Source organism: Oribacterium sp. oral taxon 078 str. F0262 (assembly GCF_000160135.1).
Lineage (GTDB): Bacteria > Bacillota > Clostridia > Lachnospirales > Lachnospiraceae > Oribacterium.
On record NZ_GG729935.1, the window covers coordinates 171,915 to 188,525 of the forward strand.

A 16,611-nucleotide genomic window follows, 5' to 3' on the forward strand; every position below is an offset into this window, starting at 1 on the left:
ATCTCCCCCTTTAGCTTAATAGGTGCGGATCGCGATCGCCGTGATATTGTCCTGTTCCATCCGCCTCATATCCAGGGCGATCAGGCGGTCGATATTCCGCTTGATCTCCTCCGGGCTCGCGCAGACATCCGCATTCAGATGCCTGTGAATCTCCGCATTGCTGATCTTATGGCGGAAGCCGTCGGAGCAGAGGAGGTAGACGGAATTCAGCCTCGGTCTCCCGAAGAAGAAATCCGGATAGATCTCCTCCGAAGCGCCGATGCACTGCAAAAGGACGCTGCGGCGCGGATCCGTCTCCGCCTCCTCCGGCGTCAGATTTCCCATCTCGATCTCCCTCTCGATCACGGTATGATCCCTCGTGATCTGGAGGATGCGGTTCGTGATCTCGTAGGCCCTCGTGTCCCCCACATTCATGATATAGTAGCGGGACTCCGTGAGGAGGAGAGATGTCACCGTCGTGCCGAGACGGATCTGATGCTCCCTGCCGTAGCGCTGGAGCTTCTCATTATAGGAAAGCGCGATCTCCGTCCAGTCCTGCCGGATCTCCTGATCCGGAATCTCCTGCACACAAAGAGAGGGGAGCCTCTCCTTGGTCCAGCGGCGGAAGGCCTCCGTCACGGATGCGCTGGCAAGCTCCCCTCTGTCCAGCCCTCCCATCCCGTCGCAGACGATGGCAAAGGCCACCTTCCCGATCGGTGTCGAGCTGATCTCCGCAAAATAGCTGTCCTGATTCGTTTCCTTAACCATACCGGCATCCGAGGATGCCATAGCGATATAATTCATATCTCCTCTGTCCCGGCTTTCCCCCGTCCCGGACTCAGAACGGGGCGAAAGGCTCAAAGAAGCTTAAACTCGAAGTCCTCGTTCCCGAGGCGGATCCTCGAGCCGTCCTCCAGGGCGGTCTCCACATTGCTCTCCAGCATCTTCCCATTCAGGAAGGTGTGGTTTGTGGAATTGTTGTCCACCACATAATAGCTCCCGTTTCTCCCGACGATGTTGGCGTGGCTCCGGCTGATCGCCCCGTTGTCGCTGATCAGGTAGTCCACAAAGCTCTTTTCCTTTCCGAGGCGGAAGACCGGCTTGTTGATCGGGATGCGCTCATTATTTTTCAGACGGATCAGAAAAGGGGACTTTGGGGCGTCCGGCCGCTCTGTATGGCTGAGCACCGTCGTCTCCCCGATGCCCGCTCCCCCTCCGAGGACGGTCGTCTCTCCGAAATTGAGCGTGGAGTTCTGTCCGATCGGAGCTCCCGCCTTTGGCGGCGGGGCCGTCTCCTTCTGCGGGGCCGGATTCCTGCTCTCTGCGGCGGGGGCCGGCGCTCTTCCGGGAACCTGGAAGCCGAAGTCTGCCTTCGGGGCTCCGCCGTTTGCCTTCTGAGGGGCTGCCGCTTTGTTCTGCTCCCCGCCCCCGAGACCGGGCACGGAGAAGCCGAAGGATTTCTGCTTTTGTTTCTGCTTCTGCTTTCCCGATGCCGGCTGAGATGCCTGCTTCAGAGCGGCCTTTCGCGCCTTCAGCTGCTTTTGCTGCGCCATGTACTGCTTGGCCCGATCCCCATTGTAATGCTGCAAAAGGTAGAAGAGAGAGATTCGCTCCTCCTTCGGGATGTCCTCCGGGATATCCACACTCTCCTCTGCGCTCTCCTCGGGCTCTGCCGAGGGAGCGGGGGATGCGGAGAGCGGCGCAGCCGATGCGGGATGATAGGAGCTGTAGCTTGCGGATATGCTGCCGCTCCCGCTTCCATTTCCGATTCCGCTTCCGGCGCTCTCCGGAAAGAGAGAGGCCTCCGTTCCTCCGGAAAGCGCGCTCTCCTGCCTCCGTTCCGCCTTTTCCTGGAGCTTCTCCTCCTTCTTGATATCCTCGAGAAGGCCCTTGAAATCCATGGGGGAGAAGGCGGTATTTCCGTTCAGATAATTCAGGATTTTCGTCACATAGCTTCCATCCTCAGAGGGATCGAACTGCGCGCCGAACATGGTCTCCTTTAAAAACTGCTTCGGATCCCTGTCGGACTTTCTGTCCTCGATCGGGAGGCAGATGAGCTCGCTCTCGCCCGTCGACACATCCGTGAAGATCTCGTTCAGATCCAGGATGAGTGAACGGGGATCCAGCATGTAATCCTCCGCCGAGATCAGGGCGTCCGCGATCCCGGAGAAGACGCCGAGGAAGCTCTTCTTCGTCACAGGCCGGCTGAAAAACTGGTCCGCCGTGATCTTCGCCGTGATATTGAAGCGGATAAATTTCCTGTCATCCAGCTGCATGAAGCTGGTGGCAGCAAGTCCTCTGATCCGGTTCCCGGTCAGCATCCCCAGGCTGATCGCGTCCAGCTTCTCCTCCGCATCGACCTCGTAGACAAGATAGCTGTTCGCTCCCTGATTCTCAATGCTAAATTCTTTCATTCCTCTACACTCCCTCATCCCCTCCGGAAAGCCCGGATCCCTGTCCCTTAGCCCGCTGGGAAAACGCCGATACAGGAAAGCGTTCTCCCTATTTCACTCCCCAAAGCCTGGCCTTTACGGTCTGCTCCATGGGGATTTTTGCCGTATTAAAGGGGTCGAACCAAAATGACAGCTTATACTTCACTGTGATCTTGAAGTCCTTATCCTCCTTCTTCACCGAAAAGTCCATCCCGCTCAGCCCGTTCTCGACACCGAGCCTCTTCAGCTTTTCCTGCGCGTCCCCCTCCCCGGAGGAACCGTCTGTTCCGGTGAGATAGGCGACGAAGCGCTTCTTCGCCACATTGCTCCCGGATCCGCCCTTATACCAGTCATCCGGGGAGGTATAATAGCCGTTTGTCATCGCCCTTCTCCCAAGATCCATGAAAAGGTCGGTGAGACTCCCCCAGAAGTTCCAGCCCTCGTCAAAGAAGGATTCTATGGCCTCATTGGCGTAGGCATCCATCCCCATGCTGTTTGCAGACTGTACCAGAGCGTGCGTGATCTGGTTCTGCGCGGAGAAGATGAAGAACATCCCGTTCAGCGCCATGAAAAGCGCGCAGAAGATCGGAAGGATAATCGCCGCCTCCAGCGTCACGGAACCGCTCTGCCGTCCCTGATTTCTCATGATTTCCTCCTTGGATTCCTTTCCCAGGCCGCATTCTTACCCGCCTGCATGCCGCTGCTAGTAGGAAAGATCCTTTTTCTTCTTGACCGTAACGCCGCTCGTCATGCGGCTGTCCAGCTTCACCATGGGATTCAGCTTATAGCTCGCATTCGACGAGATACAGGTATATGCCTTGGTCAGGGAGAAGTCCACCTTCCCCTTGTAGTTCTCCTTCGCCTCCAGCTGGATCAGATTCTGAAGACGTTTCAGATAAATCTGCTCCGGGGCACAGATCAAGAGCAAGAGAAGCCCGTGCTCGGTGTAGTCCATCTCCAGGATGCCGTCCTTTGTGGCAAGTCCTCCGGCCTCCATCCAGGGCTTCGAGCCCTTTCCCTTTTTCCCGGCATCACCGAAGGTCTTCTTGATATCTCCCTTCATATCATCTGTGAGGCTGGACACATCCACAAGATCCTTGACCAGAGCCGGAAGCCCCTTGACGGACATATAGGCCGTCTTCTTAAAAAGATACTCTTTTCCTCCGTTTGCGAGGATCACGACATCGAAGAAGGGCTCCATAATCATGAAAATGATGGTCAGCGCGATACGGACCGGCCCCAGGGCGGAGACCGCCTCCAGGATATCCGATTTCGAAACCGCGACGATATCCGCGACAAAGCGGAACATATAGTAGTCGAAGAAGGCCGCCGCCTGACTGACATACTCGGAGTTCGCCCCGGTGAGCATGTACTCGAGCTCCGCTCCCTTGAACATTGGATCCGAACCCGACTCATCGTGCATGCCGGAGAAGTCCAGCAGAGATCCTCCGGAGGCGAGCACCGCCGTAAGCTTATCCGCTGAGCCTCCGGCCAGATTGAAAATCTTGGAGTAGCCGTAGCCGGTCAAGGTCTTTCCATCCTTATAGACTGTGCGGTTTGGAAGATCATAGGCCGCATAGCCGTACATGAGAAGGTGATGATAGAACTTCGGAAGATCCAGAATGAGCGTGGCCAGGTTGACGAAACGGGTCCCGATCCAGTAGAGCACCGAGGTAAAGAACTTTACGACATTTCCGATAAAGGTCACGAAGCCCGTGATCGCCTTCAGGACGTTGAGACCCATGACGCCGTCCGCAAAGTCTCTCGCCGAGCTGATCATCCCGGTCAGTCCCTCTACCGTAGAGATCGCGCTGGTATCATTGACATCCTGGTGCAGCAGAAGGGATGCGTTGATCTTGGAATCCAGAGAGATATCGTAGAGCACCGAGGTCTGCAAAAGCCGGTTTCCAAGATCTGCAATATTTAAGATATCCTGGACCCCTTCTGAGTCGGCAGTCGCCAATTCACCAAGGTCTTTCTCCAGCATCGTCAGGGTCAACCCGATGCCTGTCGGAAAGCTTACGGGTAACACCTCACCATATTTGCTCCACACGGTTGAGGCATCCCAGTCCTCTCCCACCTCGGATGCTTTAAAGGAATTCAGCGTATCCATCTGCGTCCGCAAGGACGCCTGCTCCTGGTTCGACAGAGCCTGATAATCATCCTTCACATTCGTGGAGTAAAAGTTTACAACGAGATCATCTATGTCCTGAAGCCATTTACAGGAATCCTCCGCAATGGAGCCCGCAGCCTTCGAATCGTCGCTTCCCTCACTCTTTCTTTTCTCCATATCTTCATGCAGCTTGTTGAGATCCTTTTGCAGGTCTCCACGTGCTCCCATGATATTGGCCATATCGTCGGTGAGCTTTTTCAGGCTGTCTTTGAAGCCGGAGGCCGCGCTGCTGTAGTCCCTTGCGGCAGACTCTGCGGCATCCTCCTTCGACTTCAGATCCGTTCCGTCGTCTCCGCCTTCCTCGCCCTTGTCCTTCTTCGCCTCCGCAAGATCCACGACAGCGGTCTCAAAGCTCCTGTACTTCTCGTCATAGGTCTTGAACTTCTCTCTAAAGTCCACGCCATCCTTTACGGCGTCGATCACCGCCTGAACCAGCTTCTCGGCATCCTTTGCCGCGTCCTCCGCGATCTTTGCCGTATCGATATTCTTCTTCAGCGGCTCCAGCCACTCCGCCTTCTCCAGATTCTGGACCAGCTCCTTGAGATTGACTCCCTCCACGATGGTATTTACGGGAACGGAGAGCTCACTGTAGTCATAGAGCTGCTGGGAGAGGATCTCGGGATCGTAGAGCGCCTGCGTCCCCGAGGCATCGGAGGAGGACAGCGTCAGCCCCTGCCCCATTGACTTCAGATTCTCCGAGAGGTATCCCTTGTTGGTGGAAGCGATATCCGTCTTCTGATCTACGGAGAGAAGACCGAAGCGCTCCTCCAGATAGCTGTCGTAGTTTCCGAGCGTGGAGAAGACCGAGCTCCCCATCAGCTCCCGCATGATCTCATTTGCGCTCTGGTACCTCGCATACTCCACAAAGACAAAGGTGCACATGAGAAGCGGTGAGACCGTAAAGGCGAGAAAGAGGGAGAGCATCCCCTTCCCGCCGTTGACATAACGGCGTAGAAATCCGCGCAGAGCTTTGAAAGTTTTTCTGATATTCACGCTGTACCTCTCTTCCTTCCTCCGGGGAACTGATATCTCCATCGGGAACCATGCAGGGCGCGGCTCCCTCTTCAGCCCTAATGCCCGAACACGCTTCCCCCGATCTTAAACGTGCTGTTGATCAGCTCTATGAGAGAATTGACCGCTCCCACGATAGTGGACAGCCCCTGCGCTTTTTTCAGCGCATATTTTGTGAATTTGATCGTATTGATATAATAGGATGCATCAAAGTCCGAGGTCACCGCCTGCGCACTCAGAAGCTCTGTCTCCTTCTGCCCCGCCGCCCGGAGCAGCTTCCCGAAGAGAAAGGTATAGCCCTTGCTCACCGTGACGACGTAGTGACAGCGCCCGATATCATCGACCTTTCGCTCCACCTTCACAGAAAGCCCGCCGTTGTCCTTCGCAAGCGTCGCCTTCGTCAGGCGGTCATCGAAGAAGCGGGTCGCCTTCGCGACTCCCGCATTGTGCCTGTCGGACAGCTTCCCCGGCAGAAGATAACGGTAGAGGCCGATCTTTGTGATGTCCTCCTTCGAGATACTTTCCGGATCCGGAAGCTCTCCGAACTTATAGGTCTCCGCCACAATTTCCGCGGCCTCATTTGCCGCGACCTTGACCATGACCTTCTGATAGAGAAAAATGCTGAAGCTGAGGAAAAACATCAGGATAAAGATACAAAACGTTATCCCGATCGACCATTCCAGTATGACGGTTCCCCGCTCGTCCTCCCGTCTCATGAGATCCCCCCTCCCGATGCTTCTTCCGGCCGCTGATTCCGGCATGGAATTGATTTATCGAATCAAAGCGAAAGGCAACTCCGCGCGCTTATTTTCGCGGCCTTCTCCGCATGAGCGCGGAAAGCCCTCCCGCCTCCTACTTCCCGTCGTAATATTCTTTCTTGTCGAAGACTCCCTCCAGCATGCCGCTGTCGTAGTTTTGATCGAACCAGGAGCCCTCTACGACATAGGCTGTCGTCGTGTCCAGCGCAGCGAAGGAGGAGTGCTCGATGGACTCCAGCGTGACCTTCTCCGGAACATAGACGGATGTCACACCGCTCCCCGCAAAGGCATAGCCCCCGATCTTCTTGATATCCTGCGGCAGTCTCACCGTGCTGAGAGCCGTATTGTCCAAAAAGCAGTTCTTCCCGATCTCCGTCACCGTATCCGGAAACGTGATATCCTTGAGCGCCTTGCAGTTCTGAAAGGCATTGTCACCGAGCTTCTGCACACCCTCCCCCGCGAACTTGACCGTCTTCAGCGCGCCGTCATAGGCGAAGGCGAACTTTCCGATCTCCGTCACGGATGCGGGGACCTCGATCTCCTCCAGCGATTCACAGTGCTGGAAATCCGCATCCCCGATCTTTGTCAGCTTCGCGGGAAGCTGCACCTTCTTCACAGAGGACTGCGTGAACGCGCCGTCCAGCGGGATGTCCTCGTCGCTCTCAAAGCGGACCTCCTCTACGGAATTCTCCCTAAGAAGGAAGATATGGTCTGTGAAGCCCTTGCACTTTGCCGGGATCGTGAGCGTCTTCTGCTTCGCACCCTCCTCGCTTAGGCTTGAGATCTTGTCCCCGTTCCACTCAAAATACGAGTCGCTGCTCTTCGCCGCCTGCTCGGATTTCGCGTCTTCCTTTCCTCCGCCATCGTCCTGCTTCTTTCCTCCGCAGGCGCCAAGTCCCAGTGCAAGGAGCAGCAAAGCCGCGATCAAAAAGGTCCTCTTCTCTCTTCTCTTCAATGGATTTTCCTCCCCGCCAAAGCGTATGCGTTCTGTTCTCTTACAACACTTCTCTTTTTCTTTATCTTTATCTCTATCTCTACTCCGTCACCTTCCGCCGGATGAACTGCCAGAGCTTCTGTCCGGTCTCCACCATGCATAAGCCGGAAGGGGAGAAATAGTCCGCACTCAAAAACTGATAACGAATCACAAGCTTGTTGTCCATATCGATGAAACCCCACTTCCCATCACTCGCGACCGCCGCGATCTGATTGGAAAAGCTCTTCGCGCCCTCATACTCCGGAGCGATGAGCACATTCCCCTTTGTGTCCGCAAAGCCCCACTTGTCGTCCTGCATAAAGGCAAAGACGCCGTCCGATGTGATCACATCCACATCATCCGCCGAGAAATCGCCGATCATTTTCTCCTTCTGATTGTAGAGATGATACTTTCCGTCCTGCTTTGCCAGCATGACGCCCTTTTTGATCCAGCTCCCATCCAGGTTTAAGCGGATCTCCTCATAGCTCCCCTCGGAAACGGTCTTTCCCGTGGTATCGATCAATCTCCAGCCCTCGCTGTCCGATACCGCCGCTTTGCCGTCCGTGAAGCTCCCGGCATTTTCATAGTCCCCGAAAGCCTTATCGCCCATGACTCCGTAGTAGGAGACACGCTCGTCAACCCTCGCGGGGAAGAGCTTTTCGCTGTAGACGCCGACCTCTGTGGGTGCGTCCCCCTCCAGGATCCCCTGTGTGACATGCTTTCCGTCCGAGATTCGGAGCGCATTGTCCTCCCCGATCAGACGGATTCCGGACTCTCCCACCGGCCCCGCGAAGCTGAGCTTCTTAAAATCTGTCTCATCCCCGTTGTCGGAGAGGTAGGTCCAGCCCTCCTCATCATAGACCTCGTAGAAGCCGTTCACCGCGCTTCGAAAATTCCGATAGCTCCGCCAGTCCGTATCGAAGATATAGCGGATCTCCAGGAGAAGCTGTTCGAAATCCTCCCCGGAGGCCCCTCTTTCCTTCGCCTTTTTCAGGTAGTAGCAGGCCGAGCTGTAATCCTCCTTCACGACGAGCAGCTTCGCAAGCTGCATGGCGAAATCCGCATTCCCGCTGTATGCGGTCGCGGCCTCTCTCGCGGCATCCAGATAGGTCGAATAGGTCCTCTGATTCTCCTCATAGGCCGCCTTGCAGGCGTTCAGGAGACCGGTGTAGACCTCCTCCGACGGCTTCAGCTTCGCCGCGCTTTTATACTCCTCCCCGGCCTTCTGGTAAAGACCGCGCTTCATATAATCCGCCGCTGTCCCGAGGTAGTTTTCGTATGCCGCTCTCGTCTTGTTCCGCTCCGCCACCGTCCTGTTCCAGCCGATCACGATGAGGAGCAGGAGGCCTATGGTGACTGTAATTTTATTCAGCTTCAAATCGCTACCTCTCTACATGGTATACGGTCCTGCCGCGTCCTAGATCATGGAAAAGAGTATGGAAAGGCCAAAGGCAATCAGGATAAACGGCCCCAGCGGGAGCGCATCCTTCAGCCCTTTCTTCTTCATGATAAGCGCGGGGATCGAAAACAAGGCGCAGAGGACAAAGGAAAACAAAAGCGTAATGCAGAATGCCGCAAGTCCGCACAGAAAACCCAGTGCGCTGAAAAGCTTGACATCCCCCATTCCGATCCCGCCCCCGGAAAGCTTCGCCATGATCAAAAGAAAAATAAGCGCGATCAAAAGCGCGGAAAAGCTGTTTATAAGAAGGGCGAGTGGTTCGGCCTTCAGAAAAATCAGCTCGCAGATACCGATGAGAAGTTTGCCGACGAGCATCACGACCGGACACGGATTCGGTATGATCTGAAGCCGGGCATCCGTCACTGCGGAGACCGTGAGCACCATAAAAGCAAGCAGGATCTTGGCAAATGCCGCGGGGTCGACGGCCACCGCCCGGGTGAAACAGCCGCAGAAAAAGGAAAACACGGCGATCCCGATGAGAGCCGCGGCTTCCAGGATCCGCCCGTAATCACGCCCGCCTCTGATCCTCGGAAGATCGGGAGCCGTCTCCTCCCTCCCCGCCCTTCGGGCAAGCATCGGAATATAATATTTCTGTGTCAGGAATATCGCAAGCAGCGTAAGCGCCGCCCATCCCAGACCGCAAATCAGGTTCCCGTATGATATCATTTCCCCTGTTCTCTCTTCCGTCTCGCTTTCCTGCAGAGCGGCCCGGAGTACGGTACTCTATCGAGGACAATACCCGCTAAAGTTCATCATGGCAGCGTTTTGTATCGCCCTCTCCTGAGCGCCCGCCCCTCCGGACCGGCTCCGTCTAGCTGTTGATCCCTGCAATCAACGGGTTTCCCTTTACAGGCCGTTGACGAACTGGGAGACCTTATTCTGCACTGTGGTGAGAATACTCTGGCCCATGGTTTTGAAAAGCCCGCCGAGGAAAACGGCGATAGCGATGATAATCAGCATCGAGATGAAGTTGGTATCTCCGCGCTCCTCGGAAAGGAATGCATCGAGACCATGCTCCGCCCGGATCTTTCCGGCCAGCAGCAAATCATTTAACCTGTCCATTCTTTCTCCTCCTTCCTTCTCTTTCTATATTTAGAACAGTGAGCCCGCAAAGGCCGCTGCCATGATTATAATGATGATGCCGATAAAGACCAGCATGATGGGAGCGAGAAGCTTCGCCGAGGCCTTCTCCCCAAGCTGCAGGGTCTTCTGCCTCTTGCTGCTCCAAAGCTCCGAGGACTCCTTCGCGAGAAAGAGCGGAAGCTCCGAGCCCCCCTTCTCCATGCTCTGCAAAAGGGCGCTGGTGAACTTGATGATCTCCGGCGAATCCGTCGCCCTGCCGAAAAGAAGGATCGCGTCCGCGTCGGAGTAACCGTTTTGCATGTTCTCCCCCGCCTCCCGCATGAGCTTATAGATTGCGCCCTCCGAGCTCTCCCCGATCATCCTCCAGGCGTCCCGGAGCACCATTCCGGAGTTGACCAGGATCGCCATGGTGGAGACGACCTCCGGGAGCTCCAGCTCGCAGTCCGCCGTCCGCTTCGAGAGTTCATTATGCATATTCTCGACGGCGTAGACGCCCGCGAGAAGCGCGATGAACATCCCGATCAGGAAGGTCGTGCCGCTGTTCTGCCAGGCCGCGTAGATGCAGGTGACAGCGCTGATGAGGTGCACCAGTGTAATCCCCATCGCCCACTGCAGATTCGCGTAGTAATCCGCATACTGGGGGCCGTAGATCAGCGCCGCCTGCTTCTTCAGGCGGTCTCCCATGGCGCCCCTCAGCGAAAAGGGCGGCCCGTGGCTCCAGGCGAAGCCGACCACATAGAGCTCCTTCAGGGGATATTTTTTCTCGTCTACCCCCTCCACCAGCGCCTCATAGCCCTGCCCCCGGAAGAGCTGAGCGATGAAGAGCAGGGAGAGGATACTCCCGATAATCAAAAGTCCTGTCTGCATACTCTCATCCCTTGATATCCATGATCTTCTGCCCCAGCAAAAACGCCAGAACGAATATGCCGAGCGCGAAGGTCGTCGCTATGACGCCGAGCGGCGTGGAGAAGCTCTTCGCGAAGTTCCCCCCCATGGCCCGGAGCATCAGGATCAGAAAGACCGGGATGACCATCATCGCATTGAACTGCAGCTTGTTGGAGGAGATCGCCGTCGCGATTTCTCCGCTGATCTCGATCTTCTCCCCGATGATGTCCGCGGTGCGGCGGACAATGTCCCGGATATTTCCCCCGGCGCGGTAGCTCACATTGAAGACCGTCGCGAAATTCCGGATGTCCCTGTTGTCGCTCCTCTCCCCGAGGGAGCGGATCATATCCTCTATCGGGATATTGTTCCGCATCCCGGAGATCATCTCCTCCGTCTCCTTGACGATCCAGGAGTCCCTCGTGTACTCCAGCACCAGATCCTTATAGACGCTCTGGAGGGAGTCATTCATGTTCATGCCGCTGGACAGCGCCACCGCAAGGGCCTCCAGGAAGCCTCGAAACTGTATCGAGAGCTCCGTGATCCGCTTCTTCTGGAGCATCTTGCTGCGGATCGACTGGGCGAAGATCCCGGCGATGGAGCCTACGACAAGGAAGATCACGACATTCCCCGTCGCGGTCGCGCCCGTGGGCCTCCCCGAGGAATCCAGAAACTGATTTCCGTAGAAGACCAGGCTCACTCCTCCTCCGAGTAAAAGCGCGGCGAGAAAGGTCCTGAGCCTCTCGGAAAAGGACATGCAGTAGACCTTATAGTTCAGGAGCGGAGTGCCGAGAGGCGAGATGATGTACTTCGGCTCCTTCTTCTTTTTTTGCTTTTTCCCGAACAAGTCTTCCTCCTTTAAAGGGCACTTCCTCAGATCGTCTCCCGTATCCCGGCGAGCCGGAGCTTGAAATCGTTCTGCATCCGGTTCTCCGTTCTCTTGAGAACCCCTCTGACCTTCGCCACCGTGCTTTCCGGTGATTCCTCAAAGACATAGAGGGGATTTAAGATGATCTCGTCATTCTCATATCCCAGGACCTCCGTGATCTCCATCGTCTTTCGGGAGCGGTCCCGGAGCCTCGAGAGATGCACGATGATGTCCACGGCCGATGCGATCTGCTGCCGGATCGCCTCCAGCGGGACGTTTGCCGCCCCCTGCAGCACCATCGTCTCCAGACGGCTCAGCATATCCCTCGTGGAGTTTGCGTGGCCCGTGGAGAGCGAACCGTCGTGGCCCGTGTTCATTGCCTGCAGCATGTCCAGCGCCTCGCCTCCTCTGACCTCTCCGACAACGATGCGGTCCGGCCGCATACGGAGGGAGGACTTGATGAGGTCCGTCATGGAGATCTCGCCGGCTCCGGTGGAGTTCGCATTTCTCGTCTCCAGCCGGACGAGGTTGTCGACATTCTCGATCTGCAGCTCCGCAGTGTCCTCGATGGTAATAACTCTCTCGTCATGGGGGATGAAGTTCGACAGAGCATTCAGGAAGGTCGTCTTCCCCGAGCCCGTGCCCCCGCAGACAAAGATATTATAGCGGGCCTTCACCAGGAGCCTGAGCTTCCCCGCGATCTCCTCCGTGAGAGAGCCGAAGCGAATCAGCTTCTCCATGGTCATCGGCTCCTTCGAGAACTTTCGGATCGTGATCGTCGGGCCGCAGAGGGCGACCGGCGGGAGCACCACATTGACACGGGAGCCGTCCGGAAGCGTCGTATCACAGATCGGATTTGCCTGATTTACCTCTCGCCCCGCGAGACCGACGATCCTCTGGATGATGTCCTCCAGCCTCTTCTGGCTCTCAAAGCTCCGATCCAGCTTGAAGAGCTTTCCGCTTTGCTCGATAAAGATATTGTCTGTGCCGTTGATCATCACCTCGGTGATGCTGTCGTCATTCAGGATCGAATTCAGGAGACCGAAGCCCCGGATCGAGCCGTAGACCTGCTGGACGATGGAGAGCTTCTGCTCCACGGAGCAGTACTGCCCCCCTGTCCGCTCGTTGACCGCCTCCTTGATCTTATCCTCCAGGATATCGTCATCGATCTGGCTCAGGATAAAGCTGCCGGAAATATGCTTCTTGATCTCCTCTACCAGCCCCTGCTCCTGCTCATGTGTCATCTATTCTCCCCCGTCTTCGCTCCCGCTTCTTAAGTCTCTCTCGCCGTCTCGGAAATCTGAACATTGTCTCCGATCAGAAATCCCCCCGCAGGATCTCGTCGAAGATCTCCTTCTCCGCGACCTGGCTGAGAATCTGCTGCACCGTGGCGTGTTCATAGCGGGGGATCCCTCCGAGGTTTCGGATATCCACCTCGCCGAGCGGCCGCCCCGTCTTATTGCTGAACCTGTTGTAGATGTAGGACATCCTCTTCAGAAGAGGCACCTCCACATTCTCCTCCTTGATCCTTAGGGCCTGCAGCATGCTGATCGTCTTCTGATTTCCGATCTCCGAGCCATCCACCGTGATGACGATCTCATGCATGCCCCGGTAGATGTCGATGTGATCCTTGTCGATATTGAAATCGCTGTCGACGATAATGTAATCATAGGAGCCGCTCAGGCGGAGCTCCCTCAGAAGGCGGAGATTCTCCTCCGCGGAGAGCTCCATCATATCCAGTGCGACCTTGGGCTTTTCGAAGAAATAAACCCCTCTCGCATCCTGCCGCACGCAGCTCTCCAGCTTCAGGGAGAAGTTCGCCTTCTGCTCCTTCAGCGCGAATACGACATCGCTCATGTCAAACTGCCCGTCTGCGGAAAAGAAAAGGTCGGAGGAGCCGAATCTCTCCAGGTTCAAGTAGAGAACCTTCTTCCCGTTCATCGCGTAGTGAAGAGCACAGGACGCCGCCATCGTGGAAGCCCCCGCACCCCCCGCGGCGGAGCCGAAGCCGATCACTCTGCACTGATCGTCCTCCATCCTAAGGCCGGTGATGCCCTGAATCTTCTCCGCGTAGATGCTGAGAATCTGCTTATAGATCAGATCCGCCTTCCGATACTTGCATATCGCCGGCTGATCCCGGAAGCTCTCGATCTCCGCCGAGGCCACAAAATATGCGAAGCTGCAGTTGGACGGGAGAAGGATCGTATTGATCTCAAAGGACGCATCCGCGACCAGGACATCGATTTTGGACTCCCGGACCGTCTCAATGCAAAGCTCCGGATCCGTAAACGCATAGATCTCAAATTTCTCGGAGTACCTCGTGCCAAAGGCAGTGACGATCCTCTCCAGATAATCCCTGTCGCTATCCAGAAGTGCCAGTCTGATCTTCATAGCAGCATACCTTTCTCATACCCTTCTCGCGGAAACTCCCTGGAGGCCTCTTAAATCCAGGGAACTTCTCAATCCAAATTGAAAGCTTCTTAAAATTTGTGTCTTTTCTGTGTCCTACCCTTCATGATACTTTTCCGATCCCGCTGCTGTCAAATTACAATTCCCTAATTTTTTGTTACAATTCAGGGGCAATCCGTCTTTCGATCGGCTGCCCTTTCTCGGCTGCCCTTCAGGAATCCCTCCGCGGGCGGGGAGCCAGGATCGTCCGGCACAGCCAGCCGATGAAGACCAGAACGGCGAAGAGAGCGATGAACCTAAAGACATCAATCTTTTCATTCATCGCACGGCAGTCCTTGGGATTGTCCGGATTGTAGGCGATCGTAATCATCTCCCCCTCCTCGATGAGGGGAGTCGTATCATAGGTAAGCAGTCCCTCCACCTTCTCCCCATTGACGGTGTACTCAAGATAAAGCTCGTACTCGTATTCTATGTCCGATCCCTCGACCCGCCTCTGATAATTCCGGACCTTGACGACACGCGCCTCCGTCCTCGGATAGGAGTAATACGGCAGCGTCTCCCAAAGAGCGAGGAGCAGAGCGGAGGCCCCCACGAGAATGAAAATCACCACAATGATGATCCCGATCATTTTCGCCGCAAAATTCTTCATCGTCACCCTCTTTCTGATCCCGGGAAAAGCTGCGCCTCCTCCGGCGCCCGCCTTTCTTCCTCTTCGTTTCTTCGGAAACAGTGTAGCACATTTCCGCTCCTTCGAAATTTACGAGACCTTTACGATTCCCGCCGACATGACAGCTCTTCCATAGAGGCGGATGAGAGCGCCGGCGGGAGACGGCATCTCCCGTGCCGGCCGGGCTCTCCCTTATCGCAGCAAGCATCGATAAGACCTTTGACGGCGTGAAACTGTTCGGTGTCGGCCGGGCTCTCCCTTATCTCAGTAAGCATACTAGCAAAGCAGCGGCATGTCTTTCGATAAAAGAGCGACCAGCTCACAGTTATTGGTCTGGGGGAACATGTCAACGGGACAGCAGCTTTGAAGCCGGTAGCCCGCCTCCTGCAGGGGGAGCAGGTCCCTCGCAAAGCTCTTTGGCTTACAGGCCACATAGATGAGGGCCGGAGAGGCATAGGCAATGATCTTCCGAAGCGCCTTCGGATGGATGCCATCCCGCGGCGGGTCCAGGATGATGAGATCGGGGTGCGGAGCCGGATAGCGGCTTCCGTCCTCCCGGATAAGCTCTTCCCCCTCCGAAATCACCTTGAGAACATCTCCGGCGAAAAAGGCGCAGTTTGTGATGCCATTGTCCCTCGCGTTCTCTCTCGCCGCTCTCACGGCCTCCGGCACGAGCTCTATGCCGATCGAAAGACTCGCTGCCAGACTCATAAGCTGGGTGATGGTCCCTGTCCCGGAGTAAAGATCATAGATCACGGGCTTCTGCCCCCCCCTTCCCGCAGGAAGGGAGAGAGCGGCGTAGTCCCGTATCTTCGAATAGAGCTTCTCCGCTCCGAGGGAATTCGTCTGAAAAAAGGAAAAGGGACTGATTCGAAAGCGAAGTCCCAGGAGCTCCTCGCAGATGAAATCCTCCCCCCAGAGAATTTCCGTCCCCTCATCGATGACCGCATCGGAGAGAGCGTCATTTCTCGTGTGCAAAATGCCGCGGATCCTCCCCCGGAGCTTCCCCTCCTCCTCCGCCCGGAGAAGAAGCGCACTCCAGCCAAGGAGCATCTCCCTCTCAGCAGCATCGGAAATTCCGCTCCCGTCCTCTTTCACGTCCTTTTTCTCAGGAGCTCCCCCAACTTCCTCCCTTATGGAAGGAACGGCCCCCGGAGAGAGCGCGGGCTCCGCCCCTTTTGGAAAATCAGAGGAGCTCACGAGGTCTACGAGGATTTCCCCGGTCTTTACTGCCCGACGGATCAGAAGATGGCGAAGATAGCCCCCGTGACTCTTCTTATGATAATAATCGATGGAAAGCGAGGCAAAGTACTCCCTTGTCAGGCGAAGCAGCACGCCGAAATCGGGGTCCGGCAGGCGGCAGTCATCCGCATTGAGAATATTAAAAAAGCTCCTCTTCTGATGGAGTCCGAGGCAAAGAGGGCCTCCCTTTTCCTGATCCCCAAAGGAAAATTCCATCTTATTTCGATAGGCGCTCTCCTTGGGCGAAGGGAGGATATTCTCGAAGCGATACTCCCCGAGCGCGGCGGGGAGAAGGAGCTCCCGGATCTCCCTCTCCTTTATGGCAAGCTGCTCCTCGTAAGGCACCCCCTGATAGAAGCAGCCCCCGCATCTCCCTTCATTTTCACACCACATGATTTTCCCCCCCGGCATGGCATCCTTCCCGATCTTCCCCATCCGAAAACAGAGCATTCATCCCCGGCACTTTGCGATTTCCTCTTCCCCGCACACGCAGAGGATGCTGTCTGAAAGCTTTACAGCGAAAAAAGCCTGTCCTTCATTCCCGGGGCGATGCCGCTCCCGGATAAATGTGTGACAAGCTTATATTCATGGCGGCGCCAAAAACTGCGGCGCGGAGATCTCCTCAAAAGACAGAGGAAGGAAGCTCCGGAGGAAAGCCCCGCAGCATCCTCTTTT

15 protein-coding genes are annotated in these 16,611 nt (G+C 56.0%); all 15 read right to left on the reverse strand.

Annotated elements, in window-relative coordinates:
• Positions 1 to 15: 15 nt before the first annotated feature.
• Positions 16 to 783 (reverse strand): PP2C family protein-serine/threonine phosphatase, encoded by a 768-nt coding sequence (locus tag GCWU000341_RS08230; protein WP_009215449.1) that lies wholly within the window; start codon positions 781 to 783, stop codon positions 16 to 18.
• Between the two features lie 53 nt (positions 784 to 836).
• A complete protein-coding gene (locus tag GCWU000341_RS08235) occupies positions 837 to 2,393 on the reverse strand; it encodes a DUF6382 domain-containing protein (protein ID WP_009215450.1) in 1,557 nt (518 codons plus the stop codon).
• A gap of 88 nt (positions 2,394 to 2,481) precedes the next feature.
• Positions 2,482 to 3,057 carry a TadE/TadG family type IV pilus assembly protein gene (locus tag GCWU000341_RS08240; protein ID WP_009215451.1) on the reverse strand — a complete coding sequence of 192 codons (576 nt, stop codon included), beginning with the start codon at positions 3,055 to 3,057 and terminating at the stop codon, positions 2,482 to 2,484.
• 57 nt (positions 3,058 to 3,114) lie between these two features.
• Positions 3,115 to 5,577 carry a hypothetical protein gene (locus tag GCWU000341_RS08245; protein WP_155812741.1) on the reverse strand — a complete coding sequence of 821 codons (2,463 nt, stop codon included), beginning with the start codon at positions 5,575 to 5,577 and terminating at the stop codon, positions 3,115 to 3,117.
• A gap of 77 nt (positions 5,578 to 5,654) precedes the next feature.
• A complete protein-coding gene (locus GCWU000341_RS08250; protein ID WP_155812743.1) occupies positions 5,655 to 6,311 on the reverse strand; it encodes a hypothetical protein in 657 nt (218 codons plus the stop codon).
• A gap of 136 nt (positions 6,312 to 6,447) precedes the next feature.
• Positions 6,448 to 7,308 (reverse strand): leucine-rich repeat domain-containing protein, encoded by an 861-nt coding sequence (locus GCWU000341_RS12690; protein WP_009215454.1) that lies wholly within the window; start codon positions 7,306 to 7,308, stop codon positions 6,448 to 6,450.
• Positions 7,309 to 7,387: 79 nt separating this feature from the next.
• Positions 7,388 to 8,704 (reverse strand): WG repeat-containing protein, encoded by a 1,317-nt coding sequence (locus GCWU000341_RS08260; protein WP_009215455.1) that lies wholly within the window; start codon positions 8,702 to 8,704, stop codon positions 7,388 to 7,390.
• Positions 8,705 to 8,743: 39 nt separating this feature from the next.
• Positions 8,744 to 9,451, reverse strand: a complete 708-nt coding sequence (locus GCWU000341_RS12695) for a prepilin peptidase (protein WP_009215456.1) — start codon at positions 9,449 to 9,451, stop codon at positions 8,744 to 8,746.
• A gap of 180 nt (positions 9,452 to 9,631) precedes the next feature.
• On the reverse strand, positions 9,632 to 9,847 hold the full coding sequence (locus tag GCWU000341_RS08270; protein ID WP_009215457.1) for a hypothetical protein: 216 nt from the start codon (positions 9,845 to 9,847) through the stop codon (positions 9,632 to 9,634).
• Between the two features lie 30 nt (positions 9,848 to 9,877).
• The gene (locus GCWU000341_RS08275) at positions 9,878 to 10,735 is read right to left on the reverse strand and encodes a type II secretion system F family protein (RefSeq protein WP_009215458.1); all 858 of its coding nucleotides are present in this window, start codon (positions 10,733 to 10,735) and stop codon (positions 9,878 to 9,880) included.
• A gap of 4 nt (positions 10,736 to 10,739) precedes the next feature.
• Positions 10,740 to 11,597 (reverse strand): type II secretion system F family protein, encoded by an 858-nt coding sequence (locus GCWU000341_RS08280; RefSeq protein ID WP_009215459.1) that lies wholly within the window; start codon positions 11,595 to 11,597, stop codon positions 10,740 to 10,742.
• 26 nt (positions 11,598 to 11,623) lie between these two features.
• A complete protein-coding gene (locus GCWU000341_RS08285; RefSeq protein WP_009215460.1) occupies positions 11,624 to 12,862 on the reverse strand; it encodes a CpaF family protein in 1,239 nt (412 codons plus the stop codon).
• 73 nt (positions 12,863 to 12,935) lie between these two features.
• The gene (locus tag GCWU000341_RS08290; protein ID WP_009215461.1) at positions 12,936 to 14,009 is read right to left on the reverse strand and encodes a hypothetical protein; all 1,074 of its coding nucleotides are present in this window, start codon (positions 14,007 to 14,009) and stop codon (positions 12,936 to 12,938) included.
• Positions 14,010 to 14,238: 229 nt separating this feature from the next.
• Complete coding sequence (locus GCWU000341_RS13175; protein WP_040653925.1) at positions 14,239 to 14,676, reverse strand: DUF3592 domain-containing protein; 438 nt, start codon at positions 14,674 to 14,676, stop codon at positions 14,239 to 14,241.
• 294 nt (positions 14,677 to 14,970) lie between these two features.
• Positions 14,971 to 16,386: a class I SAM-dependent RNA methyltransferase gene (locus GCWU000341_RS08305; protein ID WP_242651650.1), complete on the reverse strand. Its 1,416-nt coding sequence runs from the start codon at positions 16,384 to 16,386 to the stop codon at positions 14,971 to 14,973.
• Positions 16,387 to 16,611 lie beyond the last annotated feature (225 nt).